This is a genomic window from Methanoplanus endosymbiosus, assembly GCF_024662215.1.
Taxonomy (GTDB): Archaea; Halobacteriota; Methanomicrobia; order Methanomicrobiales; family Methanomicrobiaceae; genus Methanoplanus; species Methanoplanus endosymbiosus.
In genome coordinates this window covers 2525659-2546673 of the sequence record NZ_CP096115.1, presented here as the reverse complement: position 1 = coordinate 2546673, position 21015 = coordinate 2525659, and the positions used below count along the sequence as shown (strand labels likewise).

20 protein-coding genes are annotated in these 21015 nt (G+C 42.3%); 14 read left to right on the top strand and 6 right to left on the bottom strand.

Features of this window, described 5'->3' with window-relative positions; translation table 11 throughout:
- Nucleotides 1–15: 15 nt before the first annotated feature.
- Together L6E24_RS11550 and L6E24_RS11545 are read right to left on the bottom strand one after the other, a co-directional pair.
- Nucleotides 16–873, bottom strand: a complete 858-nt coding sequence (locus L6E24_RS11550; protein ID WP_257742128.1) for an alpha/beta fold hydrolase — start codon at nt 871–873, stop codon at nt 16–18.
- Nucleotides 874–1120: 247 nt separating this feature from the next.
- Nucleotides 1121–1453 (bottom strand): hypothetical protein, encoded by a 333-nt coding sequence (locus L6E24_RS11545; RefSeq protein WP_257742127.1) that lies wholly within the window; start codon nt 1451–1453, stop codon nt 1121–1123.
- Nucleotides 1454–1502: 49 nt separating this feature from the next.
- Between L6E24_RS11545 and L6E24_RS11540 the strand changes: the two genes are divergently transcribed.
- From L6E24_RS11540 to L6E24_RS11530, 3 genes are all read left to right on the top strand, one after another.
- On the top strand, nt 1503–1703 hold the full coding sequence (locus L6E24_RS11540; protein WP_257742126.1) for a RelB antitoxin-like protein: 201 nt from the start codon (nt 1503–1505) through the stop codon (nt 1701–1703).
- Complete coding sequence (locus tag L6E24_RS11535) at nt 1700–1969, top strand: eS24 family ribosomal protein (RefSeq protein ID WP_257742125.1); 270 nt, start codon at nt 1700–1702, stop codon at nt 1967–1969. The genes L6E24_RS11540 and L6E24_RS11535 overlap by 4 nt, the downstream gene beginning before the upstream one ends.
- 116 nt (nt 1970–2085) lie before the next feature.
- The gene (locus tag L6E24_RS11530) at nt 2086–2415 is read left to right on the top strand and encodes a class I SAM-dependent methyltransferase (RefSeq protein ID WP_257742124.1); all 330 of its coding nucleotides are present in this window, start codon (nt 2086–2088) and stop codon (nt 2413–2415) included.
- A gap of 111 nt (nt 2416–2526) precedes the next feature.
- Here L6E24_RS11530 and L6E24_RS11525 read toward each other — a convergent pair whose 3' ends face one another.
- Nucleotides 2527–3501: a hypothetical protein gene (locus L6E24_RS11525; RefSeq protein WP_257742123.1), complete on the bottom strand. Its 975-nt coding sequence runs from the start codon at nt 3499–3501 to the stop codon at nt 2527–2529.
- Between the two features lie 9 nt (nt 3502–3510).
- Nucleotides 3511–4542 carry a TolB family protein gene (locus tag L6E24_RS11520; protein WP_257742122.1) on the bottom strand — a complete coding sequence of 344 codons (1032 nt, stop codon included), beginning with the start codon at nt 4540–4542 and terminating at the stop codon, nt 3511–3513.
- Nucleotides 4543–4710: 168 nt separating this feature from the next.
- On the opposite strand from L6E24_RS11520, the gene L6E24_RS11515 reads away from it, so the two are divergent.
- From L6E24_RS11515 to L6E24_RS11470, 10 genes are all read left to right on the top strand, one after another.
- A complete protein-coding gene (locus tag L6E24_RS11515) occupies nt 4711–5724 on the top strand; it encodes a hypothetical protein (protein ID WP_257742121.1) in 1014 nt (337 codons plus the stop codon).
- Between the two features lie 51 nt (nt 5725–5775).
- On the top strand, nt 5776–6750 hold the full coding sequence (locus L6E24_RS11510) for a hypothetical protein (protein WP_257742120.1): 975 nt from the start codon (nt 5776–5778) through the stop codon (nt 6748–6750).
- Nucleotides 6751–6760: 10 nt separating this feature from the next.
- Nucleotides 6761–7738 carry a hypothetical protein gene (locus tag L6E24_RS11505; RefSeq protein ID WP_257742119.1) on the top strand — a complete coding sequence of 326 codons (978 nt, stop codon included), beginning with the start codon at nt 6761–6763 and terminating at the stop codon, nt 7736–7738.
- Nucleotides 7735–8730 (top strand): hypothetical protein, encoded by a 996-nt coding sequence (locus L6E24_RS11500; RefSeq protein WP_257742118.1) that lies wholly within the window; start codon nt 7735–7737, stop codon nt 8728–8730. The genes L6E24_RS11505 and L6E24_RS11500 overlap by 4 nt, the downstream gene beginning before the upstream one ends.
- Nucleotides 8727–9704, top strand: a complete 978-nt coding sequence (locus L6E24_RS11495) for a hypothetical protein (protein WP_257742117.1) — start codon at nt 8727–8729, stop codon at nt 9702–9704. The genes L6E24_RS11500 and L6E24_RS11495 overlap by 4 nt, the downstream gene beginning before the upstream one ends.
- On the top strand, nt 9701–10681 hold the full coding sequence (locus L6E24_RS11490) for a hypothetical protein (protein ID WP_257742116.1): 981 nt from the start codon (nt 9701–9703) through the stop codon (nt 10679–10681). The genes L6E24_RS11495 and L6E24_RS11490 overlap by 4 nt, the downstream gene beginning before the upstream one ends.
- On the top strand, nt 10678–11628 hold the full coding sequence (locus L6E24_RS11485; RefSeq protein ID WP_257742115.1) for a hypothetical protein: 951 nt from the start codon (nt 10678–10680) through the stop codon (nt 11626–11628). The genes L6E24_RS11490 and L6E24_RS11485 overlap by 4 nt, the downstream gene beginning before the upstream one ends.
- A 74-nt stretch (nt 11629–11702) precedes the next feature.
- Nucleotides 11703–12251, top strand: coding sequence for a hypothetical protein (locus L6E24_RS11480; protein ID WP_257742114.1), 549 nt, complete (start codon nt 11703–11705; stop codon nt 12249–12251).
- A gap of 1068 nt (nt 12252–13319) precedes the next feature.
- Nucleotides 13320–15803 (top strand): MTBMA_p00010-related P-loop-containing protein, encoded by a 2484-nt coding sequence (locus L6E24_RS11475; protein WP_257742113.1) that lies wholly within the window; start codon nt 13320–13322, stop codon nt 15801–15803.
- Nucleotides 15804–16128: 325 nt separating this feature from the next.
- Nucleotides 16129–16278, top strand: a complete 150-nt coding sequence (locus L6E24_RS11470; RefSeq protein ID WP_257742112.1) for a hypothetical protein — start codon at nt 16129–16131, stop codon at nt 16276–16278.
- Nucleotides 16279–16358: 80 nt separating this feature from the next.
- Here L6E24_RS11470 and L6E24_RS11465 read toward each other — a convergent pair whose 3' ends face one another.
- Nucleotides 16359–17618 carry a tetratricopeptide repeat protein gene (locus L6E24_RS11465; RefSeq protein ID WP_257742111.1) on the bottom strand — a complete coding sequence of 420 codons (1260 nt, stop codon included), beginning with the start codon at nt 17616–17618 and terminating at the stop codon, nt 16359–16361.
- 323 nt (nt 17619–17941) lie between these two features.
- The gene (locus L6E24_RS11460; protein ID WP_257742110.1) at nt 17942–19297 is read right to left on the bottom strand and encodes a serpin family protein; all 1356 of its coding nucleotides are present in this window, start codon (nt 19295–19297) and stop codon (nt 17942–17944) included.
- A 518-nt stretch (nt 19298–19815) separates the two neighbouring features.
- On the opposite strand from L6E24_RS11460, the gene L6E24_RS11455 reads away from it, so the two are divergent.
- Nucleotides 19816–20994, top strand: a complete 1179-nt coding sequence (locus L6E24_RS11455) for a hypothetical protein (protein WP_257742109.1) — start codon at nt 19816–19818, stop codon at nt 20992–20994.
- The last annotated feature ends 21 nt before the right edge of the window (nt 20995–21015 follow it).

Here is a 21015-nt window from a genome sequence, read left to right as displayed (position 1 = left end):
GGCCACAAAAGAGAATTATGCAGGGGATTCATCCATCTCCAGGAATGTTATTACAATCCCTGCATATTCCTCCGGTGCATAGGACGACCCTGCATGGGGGATGCCCTTAAACCTGACAAGCCAGGAACCATCAATCTGGCCTGCCATATCAACTGCGACTGACTGAGGTGTTACATCATCTGCTGTGCCGGTGATGAACATAACGTCATTGGTAATACCTGAAAGACTGTCATAGACACCATCCCATTCAAGGATGGCAGCAGTTTCCTTTCGTACTCCTTCAGGCGTGTCGGGATCTTTTAGAGCCTCTTCCAGTTCTCCGTGGAGCTTTTCTGTCTCAGGAAGGTTAGCATTGACTGAAGCTGACGAGAGAACAGCCTTTTGTACCATTTCCGGTTGGTCAACGAGGATTTGCTGTAATACTGCTGTTCCCATAGACATACCATAGATATACATGCTGTCATAACCGAGTGCTTTTATGAGACCTTCTGCATCATCTGCCAGCATGGGTATAGTCAGTGGTGCATCGGTTTCTGTGCTTTGTCCCATATCACGGTGGTCATAGATATAGACATGGTACTTCTCTGCGAGGAGGCCTATAAACGTAGTATCCCAGCCGTCCATATCCCCACCCCATCCTATGATCATAAGGAGCGGCTTAGAATTTTCGGTGCCAAATTCACGGTATGCAAGGGAGACACCGTTTACATCGCTGTACTGTACAGGTGTATCCTCATAAGAGACCGGCTGAAAAGTTGATTCTGCTGGTTTTACGGCAGTTTCCGGTGTGGCTGAAGGTCCAGTGCAACCACATGCAAAGAGGAGGCAGACTACCAGAATAAAAGTCGTTGCTGTGAAACATAATTTTTTCATAAGATCACCCAAATATTGCCAATATGGTATATGAATGTACAATGACTTTATGCGCACATAAATCTAACTCAGAACTTTACCACGGGCAGATTATGAACACAGCAAGTAAAAAGCTCCTATCAAAATAACCCTCTTTGCCCTCTTCGTAGTAATACCGGAAATTGCTGATATCATCACTGATAACAGAAGCATTCAGCCGGATTTTCCAACACTATTAAGAATTCAGATGTTAAGGCAAAAACAACATTCATTTCTTAAGAGCAGAACCCTTCACAGTAAAAGAACCGCCGTGCATATTTATCCACTTCGTCTCAATAACTCCAATATGCTGGCCGCAGGAGCAATAAACATCATCATCCTCCCGGACAGTATAATCAGATGATATCCGGGTATGCCAGCAGTGAAGTAGTCTGCCCTTGCCAATCTTTTGGTACCGGAATAGTTTTTTCCCGCAGGCGGCACAATAGACTGTAATCATTAATGACAGGAATATTGCAGGAGACGGATGATATGTGTTGTCATCCGGAATTCTGCCGGTTATATTAGAACATCGTGGAGATTGCCGATAAACACCAGACATTTATTGTATATACCATACGGGATATAACTAAACCTGATGGGTCAGCAACATGAAAAAAATTAAGCCGCAATCCGGGATGTCAGATAACAATGAGCCGGCAGGAGTAATTCCGGATTTGCAGAATCATAAAAGAACCAAAGAGATGATTGAGGACTACGGACCTGCAAAGTTAATGGAAGAATCTGATGACGATGAACCGTTATCCCGGAATGAAGCACTAAAATATTACAATAACCTGAGAAAAACATGACCACAATAGATATAAACTTCACAAAATATGAAGAAAACGAGGATATGAACAGAAAGGAGATAGAATTCACCTTAAACTTTGAGGGTGCAATTCCGGCAAGAAAGGACATCCTTGATGAAATATCACTCTGCTATGGAGCACCGCATGAACTTGTGGCGCTTGACAGACTAAGGACAGTTAAGGGAAAGAAACAGGCTAACGGAAAGGCAAGGATTTACCCGGACCCGCAGACCATGAAGCAGAATGAGAAGAAGTCCCGGAAATAATTCTCAACGATTATTACCCTTTTTCCTGAACATAACCGCTGTTCTGCATCAGCCTCCCACACTTAACTAATCATCCACAGACATCCGGGTCAAGCATCTCAATAAGTCTTTTAATCATGAAGCATACTGGAGGCATACTTATCACAGTTGCTGTCCGGGACTGTGACTGCATACCCACGGTAATCGCCTCAACTCCGTCAACGATCATGAAAAAATCCGTCTTCCACCCTTCCCTTCTCATCTATGCTCTGGATATGTTTCATGCAGTTGATGACCCAAAGGCATTCTTAACAGAACTGCACAGAGTTGTAAAACCAGACGGTGTCCTGATAATTGACAGTGGCCATCAGCCAGTAGAGGATGCAAAGGAGAAGATTGTAAGTTCCGGACTGTGGGAGATAACTGAGGAGAGAGACATCTTCATGAGATGCTCACCTCTGCAATAATTTCTCCTCGTTATTCCGGTAAAATCCTAATCTATTTTATCCCCGGCGGAATGGGTGCAGGATAAGTATGACCAACTTTCACAACCGCACCTGAAGCATTGAGGTAAGGGATTACAGAGCCATATGTATATCCCTGTATCTCCAAATCTGCACCTTGTATAAAGGTTCACCCTTATCTTCAGTTATGCAGACTCCGGACACTTCATAATCATGACCACCTATTGAATTAATAACCCCATCGTCTGCAAGTGCAAGTGATATTACTTTATCCTCTGTCAGGTACATATCAGGATAATCTTTCGGAACACAAACATCAGCAGGACATGAGCCCTTTCCTACATTCAGGGTGTAATAACTGCCATTATATTCAAAATATCTGTTATTGTAGTGCACATTGGCATATTCTACCTCTTCAGGTGTCAGATAAGCCCTGCCATGTCCACCGCCGTATTCGCTATAAAAAGCCCTGTAGATAAGAGGATTTTCCTCAAACAATGAATCACTGAAAGAAAGGCGTGTAATATCATAAAGCTCAAGGTTCATTGTAATCTCATTGTCATTGCTGTAATCAGAGATCATTGAATATCCCCCTGCACTGACATTGTCGATCGTAAGAACGTCACACACATATGAGCATGGTCCGATTTTTTCATTGTTTTCATCCGGAAACGGAGAGTAGTCCGGACCCCGGATTAGAGCAATATCCTTCTGCTGCTCCGCAGTTGGCGCTGTCCCTTTCCACCATGCACCGGTCTTTGGGTACCAGCCATAACCCTGTTCTGCAAGGATGACGGTTATATTTTCATCATCCATCCCCTGTGCTTTTAGATCACTGATGAGTTTTTCAACCGGAGGAACGTAGTTATTTAAGGCTTCAACATCCTCAGGAGTTGCAGGATATATTCCTTTATCAGACAGCTCACTCAGGTTATCGCCTGATAACAGTTCATCTCCGGAATTCCGGCCAGGGAGATTATCAGTTCCATCTGTGCATCCGGCAGTTAAGACCACAATCAGAAACACAATCAGGATTACAGTTAATATAAACACTGCCGGAACAGTTTTAAACAGATTATCTTTCATCATTTACTTCCTCTAAACTCTCTGAATTCTCTGAACCAGAAATACTGCCGGTGGCAGCGAGAGAAACACAATAAAACCAATACCTGATTCTGCCGTTCTGCCAGCGTCAGGGAAATCATATCCGGCAGAACCGTTATCAGTCATATTTCCGGACAAATCCGGCCCTGTCAGTCCTGAAATATCTGTATAATAGAGGTCCCCGCCATAGGTGGTCCATGCCACAATATCACCATCCACAGAGCAGTCATACTGGGCGAAATTCTGCGGACATATGTGATATTCCTCTCCGTTCTTCAGATCATACATATAGATCTGTGAATATCCGGACCGGCAGTCCTCCCAGAAAATCCGGTCGCCGAACACCTGAGGACTGGCATAATCAACATAAGGGCCGGATGCAATCAGCGTTTGATTACCGGAATCAGGGTCTGTGTAATACATATAGAGATCAGAAGTTCCGGCATCTCCGTGAACTACTTCTGTCAGATTTGAAGAGAAATCCGGTCTGCGGTTATTTTTATAACTGTATGATAACTCCCATGCTGAAGTGACATCCGGATTTAGCAGTGAGTAGTTGTCTGCCGCCTCACTGCTTATTCTCTTCAGAGGTACAGAATAGAGTAACAGTTCATAGGGATTTGGATCTCCCGGATCATAGTACGCAGGGGATACCCTGTCCTCATACCAAAAGACGGTGTCATTCTCAATCCACGGAAAAGTGCTCCTGCATATGCTTTTGTAAACCGGAACTGACTTATCTGAGGATATGTTGTACAGATATATATTCCCCCTTGAGAGAAGTCTTAAGGGTGGTTTTCCCCGGATAATCCCATACCTCTTCCACTCAGGATAATTTCCATAAGGATCGTCCTTAAAGTCAGTATAGACAATGTAATCCCCAAAGACATAAGGGTCATATGAATGCCCCTCGGAGAACATGACCGATTCTCCGGCTGAGACCGGAATTATAATTAATAACAGTGCAAATAACAGTGCAATAACCACCCGGCCCATTTTGATATTCTCCCCATTACTACCCATCATGCCAGTCATAAAATCCACAATAATTAATGTAAATCTCTGATTGAGAGACCATAAATACCTCTGGCCAAATCATCGAACAAACAAAACGAAAAAACAGATAGTTCAATGATATGGTGAGAGGCATTTATATAATTCCGGAATAAATCAATTAACCAGGGATAATAACTCATGGCGGGACCTGGGGAAATTAAAATTTGTAAATTAGCAGGGATGCTAATTATTGTTATTGCAGTGACTCTAATAACCGGCTGCACAGCCTGCAAATCAGATGCAGACATTACAGGTATTTCTGCCGCCCCGGTACAACTGCCGACCAAAGAACATTTAATGATAAACTATTCTGAAATATTTGTCCCTCAGTCAGCAGAGGAATTGCTGATAACAAATGGTTCATATGTTGCAGAGGTGGCTTTAAATGAGAAAAAAGCAGGACAGCTCATTAAAGCCGGAGGAAAAATACGTTCAGTTGATTTCATTTTTACTCCATGTCCCAAATATCCGGCATTCTGCCTCTCGTCCTATCCACGGCTACTCATAGATTACAGCGGTCTTACATATTTCGTCAGTGTAAATGAGTCCTCCGGAAAAGTGACTGGAGACGGAATAATCATGCCACAGGATGAGGATGGATATTCAAAAGCCACCTTCGGGAATGAGACATACTTCTTCAACGGAACAAAAATCATTATGGCTTTAAATGAAACAGACTTCATCTTCCCCGACACAGGCAAAGGGGATATACTCAGCCCTGAATTATCCGGACAGTTTAATAATATAACAGAGGCAGATTTTAGAGTAAAAGGAAATATTACATCTGATATTACGGCAGTTATAGCTACAGCCATAAACAGCAGCAGGTTTAAAACCCTGCTAAATGCCGGTTTTAAACCGGAATCTGCAGTGGAGACAGAAGATGAGGCATACAAAAAGAGAATTCTTGTTGTCCTGACCCTGGAATACAGGGATCTCTCATTTGCATTTGCTGCCAGTGACAGAGAAGACTTTGTACGGTATGAATACCCGGAAAATGTATCTTACAGTTATTCAGACCAGAACCACCGTTATACGGCAAATCATGACGACAGAATGGAAAACTGGTGGCTGTTTGACAAAGAAAACAATGAAGTTGTCATGATCTTTAACAGGACTGAAGTCAGGTACCTTAACACTGCCGGGATATGATTTCCATGAAGCAAGAGCAATTGTTATAGATTAAAAACTGGAATAGGTAATATGATGGGGAAAAAAAGAGTTATAAAACTGATATTATTGTCTGCGCTTGTAATTGCAGCATCACTAATACCCGGATGCACAGAAACTGAAGTCTATGACGAAAACGGCAACTGGATCATTCTTCCGGAAGAAAACGGCACAGGCGGTAACAAAGGCACACATATGGAAGCTGATTTTTCAGAAGGGCATTATGAAGGTCTGACTGTACATACGTCCCCAGAATCACTTACGGCAACAGAAGGAAGCAGTGCTGAAATAGGGATCACCTTTTCAGACAAAGGGGATTTGCCCCTTAAAATAGAAAATTATCCCCCGAAATTTCTGATTAAAGACCCCGGTGATATATCCCTGCCGTTTGGAATAATAAAGAGATATTCAAGCGGGAATGACACCGTTGAGATAAAACCCGGTGAGAATCTCACTTATGAAATAGAATGGAATCTGACTGACGAATTCGGAAGAAACATTTCTCCCGGATTATACATCCTTGAAATGCCGGATGTAATGGTCTGGGACGGAGTAACTGAAGAGAAATTTACAGGTGAACTTGGAAAGGCAATATCTGAGGTCATGGTAAAACCGGACGGAAAAATCCTGAATGAAATCATTCCGGTTGATACCGAAAGGGAAGATGAAGAGATAATTATTACTTTTAAGAGTTTTGATGCCAAGTCCACCGGTACAGACCTGATATTTTCAGTTCTTCCAAAAAATCCGGTGTATAACATGACCAATGAAGGAGGAGAAGTCTGGACTTATACTTATTCACCGGATGATAAAATCAGTGGATTTTACAGTATTGACGGTGGGAAGGAAAGATATCTCTGGAATACCAAATTATCAGGGATGAACGGGGACCTGAGGACTTTTATCTGTACAGTTGAACCGCTTGCAGTAACGTATGAAAATCTCTCAGTAAATATAACCGCTTTTGGTCCGGTTGGCGGCGAGTGGAATTTCAAAACCGGAATATGAGGCTTAAAATATGATAATCAAAAGAAGATTACCTGTATTTGTTTCAGCATGCCTGCTTTTCGCAGTCATATCCATGCCGGTATCCGGAGATATAATCACTCCTACCAAAACAGAAGTTTTCTTTGAAAAGGATGGCCTGCCCTACAATGATTCTGTCGAATTTACGGTAAGGTGCTACGGCTATACCTTCTATCCGGGATCAGAGGAATTTACGGATTACATAAACGGGAATTATGAAAAGAAAGAACCGGGAACATACAACATGACTGAGGTCTTTTCATACTCCGCAACTGCCGGACATTACGGCGATGTGATATATGAACCGTTTTACCTGAACTATCGGGTAATTGATCACTGCACACTCTGCGGAGAGACAAGCGGCAAAAAATTTGTTATTGATGATATTGGAGACAGTCCGATTCCGGACTGCAAAAGAGCAGAGTATCGTGTAATCCGGGATTATGATTCTGATGTCTGCCGCATGGAAACAGACAGTGCAGATGCCTGCTTTGAAGAGGAGGACAGGCTGAGATGTGAAAAAGCCGATCTATGCGGTAAATACCTGGAGATTTATGATGAAAACGGGATTTATCCGGATGATACGAGGACCATGGAGGCCGATGGCGTCACTATGGTTCTTACAAAAGAATACCTCAGGTGCACGGACGAGGCATACAGCCTTGATCTCAACTGCACTGATCTCTTAAAGACGGTTCCCTGTGAGGATTACTGTGATCCTGAAGGTCACCCGGTTGACAGAGTATGCAGCCTGCACTACACAATACCAACTGATGAAAACGGCAATATAATTGAAACAGGTACAAAGCAGGAATCCGGCATATCAGACACAATTACAGAGAACACTGCTGTATTGCCGGATGTAAGAAATGAAACGGCTGATAACAAGACATCATCCCTAAACTCCGGTAAAGGTGCAGATAATAATCTCTTTACAGCGATTATGAAATTTTTAGGGCTGATTAAATGAACAGCAAACAGATAACAATTCTGATTATGGCAGGGATTATCCTTATAGCTCTGACTTTGCCGGCATCTGCGGATAAAATAATTCCAACCTCAACAAAAGTCTTCTTTGAAAAGAACGGAGGGCCTTACAACGGCACTGTCAGCTTCACAGTCTCCTGTCATGGATACATTATCGATGACACGGAACCGAATGCCAAACATTACTGGCTTAAGGGGAAATACCAGAGAAAAGAACCAGGGACATATGACCAGACGGAAGTATTCTCATACTCTGCAACCGTTGACCATTACGGGGATGAGATATTTGAACCGTTTTACTTAAATTACCGTGTCATTGACTACTGTACACTTTCCGGAGAGACAAACGGGCAGAAATTTGTAATAGAAAATGCCGGGGTAAGCCCGATTCCGGACTGCAAAATGAGAGAGAGGATTGTTGGCTATCAGTCAATGAATCTTAAGTCTGATGTATGCTATATAAACAATAACCAGTCGGATAAATGCCGGGCTGATGAGAGAGAATCAAAATCAGAGGCATATGACCAGTGCGAAAAATATCTCGAAGAATTTGATAAGAATAAGTTATACCCTGAAGATACAAGGACTTTTGACCGCAACGGGAAGACAATAATAATTACTGAAGCATATGAGAGATGCACTGATAAAGCAGACTCCATTGACTTAAACTGCACTGTATTTGACGATGAAGTTTCATGCAGTGATTACTGTGACCCTGACGGAAATCCCCTTTATAGAGACTGCAACCTCCACTACACAATTCCTACAGATAAAAATGGCAATATAATAGAAACAGATACAAAACAAAAGTCCGGCAAAAAAGATTTAATAATCACTCCTGCAGAACCGGAAAGTCAATCTAATGACGCAAATAATGAAACGGATGTGAATAATATGACATCTGAAGATTTTCAGAAAGACACAGATGACAATCTCTTTACAGCGATTATGAAATTTTTAGGGCTGATTAAATGAACAGCAGACCGATAACAATTCTGATTATGGCAGGGATTATCCTTATAGCTCTGACTTTACCGGCATCTGCAGACCGGGCAATACCTACTGATACGAAGGTTTTCTTTGAAAAAGATGGTCAGCCATACAATGGAACCGTCAGTTTCACGGTTACCTGTTATGGTTACATTGTGGATGACACAGATCCTAATTACAAAAACTACTGGGGTGATAATTACCAGAGAAGAGAGCCGGGGACATACGAACAGACAGAGGTATTCTCATACTCTGCAACCGTTGACCATTACGGGGACTCCATTTACGAGCCGTTTTATTTAAATTACAGGGTTACTGACCACTGTACACTTTGCGGAGAAACAGAAGGGCACAAATTTGTAATAGAAAATGCCGGGGAAAGCCCGATTCCGGACTGCAAAATGAAGGAATTTATGACATACAGGGACCGTGATACTGACACCTGCCGGATACAAACCAAACATTCGGATGCATGCTTTGAGGAAGAGGCGAAATTAAAGAGAGAAGGAGAAATACTCCGTAACAGTTATATCGAAGTCTTTGATGAAGATAAGACGTATTCAGGATATACGAAAACATTCGTGAATGATAACGGCACTACTATGATTCTGACTGAGGAATACTTTGCCTGCGATGAGAATATCTCCAAAATCGATCTTAAATGCCGGGAATTATATGAAACAGTTGCCTGTGAGGATTACTGTAATCCTGATGGTCAGCCAATTGACAGAGACTGCAACCTCTACTATACAATTCCAACGGATGATAACGGCAATATTATTGAGACTGACAAGGGACAGGATTGCGGCATAGCAGAGACAATTACAGAAAAGGGTGCTGCAACCCAGAATGTCAGAAACGAAACTGCTAAGAACAGGACTTTATCTCAAAACTCCCGCACAGATACAGATGACAGTTTATTTACAGCAATTATGAGATTTTTTGGGCTGATTAAATGAACAGCAAAACAATAGTAACAATGGTGATGGCCGGATTTATTCTCCTGGCCCTGACAGTGCCGGCATATGCGGATAGAATAATGCCGACCTCAACCAAAGTCTTCTTTGAAAAGAACGGAGAGCCTTACAACGGCACTGTCAGTTTCACGGTTACCTGCTATGGTTACATTGTGGACGACACAGACCCGAATTTCAAATATTACTGGCGTGGAAATTACCAGAGAAGAGAACCGGGGACATACAACCAGACTGAAGTATTCTCATACTCCGCAACCGTTGACCATTACGGTGATGAGATATTTGAACCGTTTTACTTAAATTACCGTATCATTGACTACTGCACACTTTGCGGAGAGACAAACGGGCAGAAATTTGTAATAGAAAATGCCGGGGTAAGCCCGGTTCCGGACTGCAAAATGAGAGAGAAATTTGTCAGTTTTCCAAAGGAGAAAAGCTCAGACGTATGCTACATCAGCACCAGTCAGTCAGACAGATGTCAGGAGGAGGAGAACGAATTAAAGGAAAAAGAGCATGAATTATGCGACAGATATCCTGAAGTTTTTGATAAAAAAAAGAAATACCCAAAAGACACCGGGACCTTTAACCGCGACGGAGTTACAATGGTGATCACAGAAGAGTGCAGAAAATGCCATGAAGAAGCAGAAGCCATTGATCTAAACTGCAGTGTATTTTACGATGAAGTTTCATGCAGTGATTACTGTGACCCTGACGGAAATCCTCTTCTAAGATACTGTAACCTGCATTACACCATTCCAACGGACGAAAATGGTAACATAATTGAAACTGAAACAAAACAAAAATCCGGCAAATCTGAAACGATAACAGAACCGGATACAGCATTAAAAGGTGTAATAAACGAAACGGCTGAAAACGATACGTCATCTCAAAACTCCCGCAAAGATGCAGATGACAGTTTCTTTGCAGCAATTATGAGATTTTTTGGGCTGATTAAATGAACAGCAAAGCAATAGTAACGCTGGTGATGGTGGGATTTATTCTCCCGGTTCTCACTTTACCGGCATCTGCGGACATAACACAGCCTACCGAAACTAAGATTTTCTTCGAGAAAGACGGAGAACCATACAATGAGTCAGTTACTTATACCGTAAAATGCTATGGCTACATTCTCAAAGTGAGAACCCAGGAATGGAAAGATTATCTGAGTGGAAATTATGAGAAAAGAGAACCGGGAACATATAATATGACAGAAGTATTCTCATATTCAGCTACAGTAGATAATTACGGGGACTCCATCTACGAGCCGTTTTACTATAATCACAGGGTAATTGACCACTGCACACTATGCGGAAAAGCCGGCGGTGTGGAATTTACAATCGAAAATATAGGTGAAATTCCAAATCCGGACTGCAATTACCTGGAATACAAAGTTTACAGGGATTACCATTCAGGAGAATACGGGCCGTGCCTGATGACGACTGAGGAATCTGATGCCTGCAATAAAGAGCAATCAAGGCTAATATCTGAAGGATTTGAATCGTGCAGAGAATATTTTGAAGAATATGATGAAAATAAGATTTATCCTGAAGGTGCAAGAACATTTGAAATGAATGACACAACCATGATCCGGACTGAAGAATACTATGCATGTAATGAGGAGGTACGCAGTATTGATCTCAACTGTTCAGATTTACTTAAAACTGTCCCATGTGAAGACTATTGTAATCCGGAAGGTCAGCCAATAAGAAAAGAAGGCAGCCTGCACTACACCATTCCTACAGACGAAGAAGGCAATATAATTGAACATGATACAGAAAATGATAAAATACCTGAGAATAGCAAAAATATAACAGCTGATAATATAGCTTCATCTCAAAATCTCCGGAATGATACGAATGACAGTTTCTTTACAGTCTTTCTGAAATTTTTGGGCATGACAGGCTAATGTTTCGCAAAAGATGGAATTAATCAAACCGGCTATCTATACGATCAGATTAACAACGACTTACCTGTCTGCATATGACTTACGAATCCTTGTTTCTTGAATCACTCATCTTTACGTGGATTGTGGAAATCCCGTTGATGTACGCTATAATCCGCATTGCAGAAAGAACAGATCTCCTGAAGAGAATAATTAATAGAAAAAGTAGAATTAACAGGAGAAGTGGGAGAGAATGCAGGGAATACAGAGATTATGCGGACAATTGCACAGACTCCGGAGATGCAAATCAAAAAAAAGACCGGAAGACAGATGAAAATAAAGCTGACCGAAAGGACAATCATAATACTAAGGCTAATGCCAATGCTAAAGAAAACCTGAAAGAGAGGATTTCCGGGTTGGATATTTTTGCAACCGGAATTATGATGACGGCACTGACCCTGCCGTATCTCTGGTTTATAATGCCGCCTTACCTTGATATGTCATGGTACCCGGTCAATGGTGAGATTATTGTTGCCGCTGTGGAGTCAGTGATAATCTGGTATATGCTTAAAATAAGGCTGTATCAGGCCGTGACCATTGCCATAATTGTCAATTCTGTTTCTTACGGGCTTGGACTTCTCATCTGACAGGGCCACAAAGGTCCTGATTAAAAAAGTGCAACAGGATGACAGTGTAAGACTGATATTTTAAAATTTTAGCGTAAATCCCCTTGGCTAAAGACCAAGGGGTTTTACGCTCATATTATAAATGAAAGCTCAATGATTGGTGTTTTTGGAATAACCCTCATGATAATTGCAGGAGGAAGTGTATATTACATGTACAGAAAATATGAGAGACGCTGAGCGATACATTAAACAAAAATCCTCCCTTTTTTTTGATCTGCCTGAATAATTAGCAGAAAAAATATCAGACAGATGTTAAAAACACCACAAAAACTGCCGCACCTCAATATTCCGAATATAAATACAGAGAATAACGGCCCGGAATTATAACCACCATGCGCCCACCGGGACAGTCAGACGGAACTGAAAATATCAGCCCTGCAAAGAGAGTCACAATGTAAAGCAACGGCTAAATAGACAAATCCACCAAATACAATTTTTTAGGATTTTAATTCACCCTGCGCCCGAATGTTATTATATACCCTGTTATTAACCTCATAATAAGGAAGATAAACCCGGGCGGAAAACTTCTGCCGGAAACAGAACTGATAACTCCTGATAATAATCATACCAGATGTTTTTTGTTAAATCCGGCACCAAACCGTCAGGCGGGATCTGATAAAGAGAACCTGAGAAGAGAGATTTTCCACGACAACTGAAAATACATTAGCTTAGGCTCTCAAAAAAATCCGGAAATCCTTAAAAATCCGGAAATTCCCGAATCACAGATCCCAACTTCCAAAAAATGACGGCAAAACAGGCCGGACAGAAGAACGGTGATAAAATGAGATTAAAATATCAAAGACACAGAGAACCGGAGAAAAAAATCAGCAGAAGATGCAGAATTAATATAAAAGGTTTTAACAAGATAAACAGCAGCCCGGAAAAAACTCTTAGGACAGTGAAATTCCACCAGACTGCTAACAGGTATTACCCGGACACTGATATAACAATTACTAATTTCACAACAGAAATTTCCAGGGCTAAATTCCCAAAAAATGCTGCAATTTCCAAAAAAATGGTGATGCCTGCATGAACTTTGAGGATGCAAAGAGAAGAAAGGAGGAGATCAGGGAGAGTATAAATCTTCTTTTCCTACCGGAAGATGTGGTTGAACTAAGGGCATTATCCGATTTCAAGACATACAGCGGCTACTTTAAGAACCATGACAAGCTATCAGACGAAGCCTTCAGACTTGACATATCCGGAGAAAACGGTATTTATGTAACCTTAAACGAGGTAAACCCGGTTCTATATTCAAGAAGAGCAGACAGAATCAGGCAGCTCACAAAAAAAGATGCAGCAACCTCGGATGCCGACATAATCAGACGCCATTTTCTTCCGGTGGATATAGATCCCGTCCGCCCGTCAGGCGTATCATCCTCAGATGATGAGCATAACTATGCACTTAAAATGGCAGAGAAAATTGCAGCTTTCTTAAGTGAGCTGGGATTTCCAGAACCAATATCCGCCGACTCCGGAAACGGTGCACACCTCCTGTACAGAATTGACCTCAAAAACAGCGGTGATGCAACTATCCTCATTAAACACTGCCTTGAAACACTTGATGCCCTCTTCTCAGACGAAAAAGCAGTTGTTGATAAGGGCAATTACAACGCCTCACGAATCTGGAAATTATACGGGACACACGCCCGGAAAGGTGACAGCACAGAGATTCGTCCCCACCGGAGATCGGGCATAATTTCAGCCGCTGATAATCAGGAGACCGTCCCAAAAAAACTTCTCATAAAACTTGCAGAGGCAATTCCGGGCAGAAACAAAAAGGAGATCCCGCCGGCCGGCAATTCAGAAATTATAAGGGAGGGGAATGGAACAAATTCAGCTAAATTTCCGGGCAGAAAAACAGCACTTGCAGACTGGCTTTCAGCACATAACATAAAAGTCAGGTCAGAGAAACACTGGCAGGGCGGAACCCTGTATATTCTCAAAGAATGCCCGTTCTCTTCAGCCCATAAGGACGGGGCATTTGCTATTCAGTTTGAAAACGGTGCAGTATTTGCCGGATGCCACCACAATTCCTGCGGTGCAGGCAGGCAGAGATGGCAGGAATTACGGGCGATGTATGAAGGAGAGAAGACTCCCGGCAGGAAAACGGTTAAGGAGCAGAATGACAACCGGAAGACAGCAATATCCTCTCTTTCCGGCGGGAATGATAAACTCCCGGAGATAATTCCCGAAGAAAACAGCGAGAGCAACCAGGATGACAAATTATTAAATGACATTGACACAACCTCCGCCCAAAATTCCGCCATCGAAATTCTCAAAAACGGCGACCCGCTTAAATTCATCCTCGACACCTTTGAGAAGAACCACGTAGGAGACAGAGTTGTCGCCGAGTGTATGGCAATGTCAGTTGCCTCCCAGTCGGTTTATAACACAAGCGGTCTTCATGTATCTGTCTCCGGAAATTCCGGGAAAGGCAAGACCCATGCCTGCAAAACAATGCTAAAACTCTTACCTGAGGATTTTAAACTCTCCGGAACTGTAAGCGACAAGGCCCTCTATTATAACCCAAATCTAAAGGCAGGAACCATCTTCTGGTTTGACGACACAGCCCTGTCAGATGATTTCCAGGAGATAATTAAAAATTCCACCTCAAACTTCACAGAAAGCATTGAACATATGACCCTCACAACCGAAAGAAAGCTGAAAATATGCAGAATTCCTGAGAGGTGTGTCTGGTGGCTCTCAAAAGTTGAGGATGCCGGTGATGATCAGGTGTTAAACCGGATGCTTACCGTCTGGATTGACGATTCACACCGGCAGGATGAGGATGTTCTTAAGCACATTAAAAGAAGTGAAGCTGAGGGCATACCAGAAACTGCCGAACACGAAGGCATCCCGGTATGCAGGGAGATCTGGCGTATCTTAAAAGAGAGGCAGGTATATGTCAGAATACCATTTGCAGAGAGAATAAGATTTTCAGATGTTCACAACCGGAGAAATCCAACAATGCTCTTTGATCTGATAAAATCACATGCCCTGCTCTTCTCAATGCAGAGGGAGACCCCAAAGGAAGATCCGGATGTGAAATATATTGATGCGGATGAGTCGGACTTTTATGCCGCCCTGAAACTCTATAAAAAGATCAGCCGGGATAACGGAGATATGTCATCAAACCTTACAAAGAACGAAGCCAACACGCTGGCAGTTATGGAGAAGATGGAGTGGAACTTCGTCACAGTCGGAATGATCCAGGAGGCGCTCGGCTTCTCCTATTACCAGGTCAGAAGAGTATTTCATGGTTATTCAGCAAGAGGTCTGAAATATGCCGGGCTTTTAGAGAAGTGCCCCGCCATATCACTGGATGAGATGGTATATCCTGAGGAATGTGAATTTGGCACTGCACGAAAGAAGGTCAGAAGGTACTCATTTAATTATCAGACCTACCGTGAGTGGATAACTTCACCCAATATCTCCCTTGATAGTGACGGGCGGAATTCCGGAGGGGACATTAATAATAACAGACAGGATACAATATCCAGAAATCACTGAAGAGGAGATGGCATGACTCTTAAATACCTCCGGTTTATGCCCTTCCCACCCATCTCATCATGGTTCATATTTGCGGATTTGCAGCATGTTGGCAGCGTATTTTCAGCAGAGAACTGCAATCAGAAAAAGCTGTTTAAATCTGCCAAAGCTGGATCTGAAAGAGTATTTGAATTTCATACCGGCAAAAATAATATTTTGCAGCAGATCCCGGATAACACAGAAGAGAGGGTAAAACAGTTATTCATTATAACCTGCTTCCCCGCTTTTTCTTTCTGCAGCAAACAAAGAGAAAAAATGGCTATTATTCATTTAAATCAACATTTATATGATTATATCAGTTCTTCTCTTTGCAGACTTCATCCTGAAACTGTACGCAGACATACCGCATGTTGCAAACATCCCCGTTGCGGCACTGTCTGAAAATCCGGTGATGGCTGACCATTCTTCTGGATCACTTACCTTTTCAGCTGACTAAGCTTTGGCAGCCCGTTTCATATTCTCATACAACTGAAAAATCCTTCTGTGCCATATCCGGAAAACATCAGCAGAAATCAGTTATTTCTCTTTAACAACATCCGGCTCAATTCTCTTTGCCATATCATAAACCTCTGAGGCAGCGTCATATCTGCCAAGGTGAACAAGGGCCTTTCCTTTCTTTGAATATGCAGCAGCATAATCAGGCTTTAAGGCAATTGCCTGATCATATATCTCAATTGCTTCTTCATACCGGCCGGTTTTTCCAATGGCATTGCCTTTCTGATAATAGAAAGAAGCATCATCCGGATTTATGCTTATTGCCATATCATACGCCAAAACTGCATCATCATAACGGCCCAGTTCAGTAAGAACAACCCCTCTTATACAGTGTACTTCCGGATTTTTGGAGTCTATAGCAGCCGATCTGTCCAGAGCAATAACTGACTCATCATAACGTCCAAGTGCATGTAAGGCAAATCCCAGATTATACTGTATTTCAGCATCATCCGGACTCAGGCTGACTGAATTCTCAAGCGCCTTAAGGGCCTCAGGGTAGCGTTCCAGCTTATTTAAGGCAAATCCTTTATTAAACCAGAGATCAGCACCTTTCGGACTTATACCGGCAGCCTTATCAAATTCTGCAAGGGCTTTGTCATAACGGCCCAGCTCAAAGAGACTGAGAGCTTTGTTATTGTGATATCCGGAATTATCAGGCAGAATTACAAGTGCTTTATTATAAGCATCCAGAGCATCCTCATAACGTCCGGTCTCAAAAAAGGCATTTCCACGATTAAAATATGCTTCTGAATAGTCAGTTTTAATGCTTATTGCTTTATTATAGGCTAAAAGTGCTTCATCATACTGTCCAAGTGCAGACAGTGAAAGCCCTTTATTATTGTAACTTTCTGCAAAGTTTATATCAGCGGCTATGGCACTCTCAAATGCCACAAGAGCCTCCTCATGCCTGCCGGAATTTAACAGAATATTTCCTTTGTTATTGTAAGCTTCAGCAAGCCGGCCGTCAATTCCGGTTGCCAGATCATATGCCTCTATAGCTTCATCAGGACAGCCAAATTTATACAGGGCATTTCCCCGGTTGTAATGTGCATCAGCATCACCGGGGGTTATTGCAACGGCCTTATTATATGAATCAGTCGCCTTGTCATACATTGAGAGGCAGTAATATGCATTGCCTCTGCAATAATGTATTTCAGGATATTCATCTTCAGATACGGAGTCATATGCTTTTAAGGCCTCTTTGTACCTGCCGGAATCATACATCCGGTTTCCTTTCTCAAATGCCTCTTCCGGGGGATTAATTCTGCTTAAAAAGCCCATGCCATCTCACCTGAATAATATTTGCACCTAAAGGCAAAAAATGAGTGTATTGTCACCCGGAAATATGCCGCTTTGAGGTGAAAATTTCAGAGAATATAATTTGCAGTATTTGTAGACATGCAGAAGAATTCAGACAATATAGCTGCATATGCCCGCACTCATATGATATCTTAATTCAGGGAAGGCTGACTCAGAAGGCAGAAGATAAATCTAAATCCGGAAATATAGACTTAGGATGCAGAAGGTGATTCAAGCCCGGGATATAGATCAATATATAATAGACATAACTTACAAAAAAAGAGTATTAATATTTATTCCTTCTTTCAGGCAGGATCTGACACTTTACCCATAAAGAGAATATTGCCGTCATCCGTATCCTCAATCATAAAAATGAACGGATGATCTGCTAAAAATACCGGGACAGGTTCTTCATCCATCACTGCTGTAAGCCTCATCACAACCGCAGTTGCAGCTGCTGCCTCGGTGCCTTCCTCATTTACGTCAACATATGCCTTATGGATAACATCGCTGATTGAGAGGCTCTTTGTCCCGTCCATACCGGAAAAGTCTGCCATATCCGAGAATGCTACGGGCATTCCCATAGCAGCAAGGGTTTTTGAGAGCGAGTACTCAGTTTCGAGTTTAAACTTCGGGAAGAATACCTTCACTTCCTTTTCTGCAATGGCTCCTTTAAGTTCTGTGAGTCTGTCAGCATCAAGATTCTCTTCAACGGCTTTCAGATCATTACCCTTTGGCAGGATTACATACATGGCAAGTTCTCTGCCGGAATCATGGTCATACGGCATCTTAAGCATCTGAAGGTCATCGTTTTCCATATAGCCAAATACTGCGTCCTCATCTGTCCTCTGCATCATATCAACCGTTACAGACTTTCCGGAAGCGGTTGTGAAGGCGGCCTCATGGGTATTGTTTACATCAAACTGCTTTACCCAGTCACCTTTGAAATATACTGCATTGGTGATTACAAGCCTTGTAAGTGGGTCAATCATACCCTGCGGGATTAAGTCCTTAATCTTATCATGGGTCTCATCCTCTGCCCACTTATTGATTGTAAGTCTTGACTCTTCAGGCTGATTTATGAAGTCAAGATTTGTTGTGTCAGCCGAGTAATAGTCCTTCGCCGTTTTGATGTAATCATCCAGGAAAGAGTATGTCTCTTCGGCCCAGAGTGCATTGGCAACGCTCAGTTCATAATCAGGATCTCCGGCGTTAATTCCGGAATTTATACTCAGAAATCCATCTCTTAAAACCTTAATCCCCTCAGGGAAGTGGAATACAGATTGTATCTCATCCGCAGTACCACCTTTTGCTCCCTCGTACACAAGTGCAAAGGCAGATGAGATGGAATAGGGCGAGAAGAAGATGTTTTCATCCGGATTATCCCCTGCTGTCAGTTGCTTGTAAAGGTCAAATGCAAACATGTTATCTGCACTGGCAACTGCCTTTTCTGACTCTCCTGCACCGGACTCATCCGGGCCCGTTGTAGGCTGTGGCACTGGAGTCTGTTTAGCCGTCTCTTTGGCACCATCACCTGCACCATCTCCTGCGTCAGGTGTCCCTGTGCACCCTGCGAATACAGCAAGACAGATAAGCAGAACCCCTGCTGCAAGTGCCGCAAATAATTTTCTTTCCATACCTGAATAATAGTCATAAAGCATATTTAATCTGGCGTTGACTTCGATATTTTTCGCAGTAATACACCCAAACAGCATAAAAATGTACACTATGGGTTGATCTCTTTTCAAAATCTCAGCGTCAACTCACTATTTTATCAAAATATTAGAGATGCTGCGGAAAAGGATTTTCAAGTGTAATATACGTGTGCACTGTATGCAATTTTGAGCATTCTCCCCATAAATCCTATACTTTGGAAAATGATAGTCTTAAATTGGAATTCAGAATTTACAGGACAGATAGTGTACAAAAACGGCTGTTTGGGTAGCATAACAATGCAATTCTCCGGGGATTTACTACAGATTGGAAACATTCAGATCAGGGCTTACCATTTACATCATAATTCCCGCATTGAACATTAAATGACTTTGAAATTAAACATAACTGGTTAACATTCTTGTAAATAAAAGTTGAGTTATATTAAAAAAACCGGTACAGATGACAATATATATACCACAAGAACAAAAAAAATATATATACAACAAATAATCTGGTGATAAATTTGATTTGTATTAAAAAAACAATTATTTTTCTGGCATTCTTTATTGCAGCATTAATGTGCATACCCGTTAACGCTGCCGAAGAAACTGCAGATGACGTAGCAGTTGAGATAGTTGAACACTCTGAGGAACTCATTGGCCTTTGTGTAACAATTCACGATGAGACCGAAAAAATTGCTGATGACAAGTCCCTTGATCAGGACCTACGTGAACTTGCTGAAGGAATTCATGTCTGTTCACACGAACTTGAATCCATCGCAGAGCATATAAACGAACATGCCCTTGAGCTTCAGAACATTGTCGCTTCAGGAACAGCAGACAGTGTTGCGATAGCTGAGGCTGTTAACGAAATAAAGGAGCACTGTGGAGAGTTCAGTACCATGGTTGAAGCAAAGCATGAGGAGATACATGACCTTGTATTCAGTGTCCCGGAATCACACGAGGATTATGCTGATGCCACACATGATGCTGCCCACGAAGCAGGCGAAGTTGCTGAACATATTATTAAACACACATCAGAACTTGAAACAATAGTTGCAGCAGAACCTGCCACAGCATCAGCAAAGACAACACTCTGCACTACCAACGGCGATGTTACTGTAAAAGTAACAGAGATCAAAGGTTATTCTGATGAACTCTTCAGCTCAGCCGAGTCCATACTCCTTGACACCAAGGCAATTGTTAAGGACGATACAGTAGATCAGGAGATCCGCGACCTTGCAAAGACAATACACCTTGTATCCCACAAACTTGAGGACATAGGCGCTGACCTTCAGGAAGATTCAGCAGAACTTGAGACCCTCACCGCAGACCCGACTGCAAACGAGGCCGCAATTAAGGCTTTAATTGCTAAAATGGAGACAAACACAGCAAATTATACCGCTATGCTTCAGGAACAGCACGAGAACATACACGAGCTTGTATTCGTGGCCCCTGAATCACGTGAAGATAATGCAGATGCCGTCCATGACAATGCTCACAGTGCAGAAGACATCGCAGATCACTTAAGTGAACAGTTGACCGGATTTACAACTGCACTTAATACACCGGCAGGGCAGACAACACAGTCACAGGCTACCCTGGCACCGGCAACAGCAAAAACCTCTGCTCCGGGATTCAGTGCACTTCTGGCATTATGTGCAGTCCTTGGTACAGTTGCATGTCTTGTAAGAAGGAAATAAATAACGGATAAGTGAGAGATA

Coding starts and splice junctions, on each gene's coding strand:
- L6E24_RS11550 (WP_257742128.1), bottom strand. CDS start 873: ATGAAAAAATTATGTTTCACAGCAACGACTTTTATTCTGGTAGTCTGC.
- L6E24_RS11485 (WP_257742115.1), top strand. CDS start 10,678: ATGAACAGCAAAGCAATAGTAACGCTGGTGATGGTGGGATTTATTCTC.
- L6E24_RS11490 (WP_257742116.1), top strand. CDS start 9,701: ATGAACAGCAAAACAATAGTAACAATGGTGATGGCCGGATTTATTCTC.
- L6E24_RS11515 (WP_257742121.1), top strand. CDS start 4,711: ATGGCGGGACCTGGGGAAATTAAAATTTGTAAATTAGCAGGGATGCTA.
- L6E24_RS11525 (WP_257742123.1), bottom strand. CDS start 3,501: ATGATGAAAGATAATCTGTTTAAAACTGTTCCGGCAGTGTTTATATTA.
- L6E24_RS11530 (WP_257742124.1), top strand. CDS start 2,086: ATGAAGCATACTGGAGGCATACTTATCACAGTTGCTGTCCGGGACTGT.
- L6E24_RS11465 (WP_257742111.1), bottom strand. CDS start 17,618: ATGGGCTTTTTAAGCAGAATTAATCCCCCGGAAGAGGCATTTGAGAAA.
- L6E24_RS11510 (WP_257742120.1), top strand. CDS start 5,776: ATGATGGGGAAAAAAAGAGTTATAAAACTGATATTATTGTCTGCGCTT.
- L6E24_RS11535 (WP_257742125.1), top strand. CDS start 1,700: ATGACCACAATAGATATAAACTTCACAAAATATGAAGAAAACGAGGAT.
- L6E24_RS11475 (WP_257742113.1), top strand. CDS start 13,320: ATGAACTTTGAGGATGCAAAGAGAAGAAAGGAGGAGATCAGGGAGAGT.
- L6E24_RS11480 (WP_257742114.1), top strand. CDS start 11,703: ATGACTTACGAATCCTTGTTTCTTGAATCACTCATCTTTACGTGGATT.
- L6E24_RS11520 (WP_257742122.1), bottom strand. CDS start 4,542: ATGATGGGTAGTAATGGGGAGAATATCAAAATGGGCCGGGTGGTTATT.
- L6E24_RS11505 (WP_257742119.1), top strand. CDS start 6,761: ATGATAATCAAAAGAAGATTACCTGTATTTGTTTCAGCATGCCTGCTT.
- L6E24_RS11495 (WP_257742117.1), top strand. CDS start 8,727: ATGAACAGCAGACCGATAACAATTCTGATTATGGCAGGGATTATCCTT.
- L6E24_RS11500 (WP_257742118.1), top strand. CDS start 7,735: ATGAACAGCAAACAGATAACAATTCTGATTATGGCAGGGATTATCCTT.
- L6E24_RS11540 (WP_257742126.1), top strand. CDS start 1,503: ATGAAAAAAATTAAGCCGCAATCCGGGATGTCAGATAACAATGAGCCG.
- L6E24_RS11460 (WP_257742110.1), bottom strand. CDS start 19,297: ATGCTTTATGACTATTATTCAGGTATGGAAAGAAAATTATTTGCGGCA.
- L6E24_RS11545 (WP_257742127.1), bottom strand. CDS start 1,453: ATGTCTGGTGTTTATCGGCAATCTCCACGATGTTCTAATATAACCGGC.
- L6E24_RS11470 (WP_257742112.1), top strand. CDS start 16,129: ATGATTATATCAGTTCTTCTCTTTGCAGACTTCATCCTGAAACTGTAC.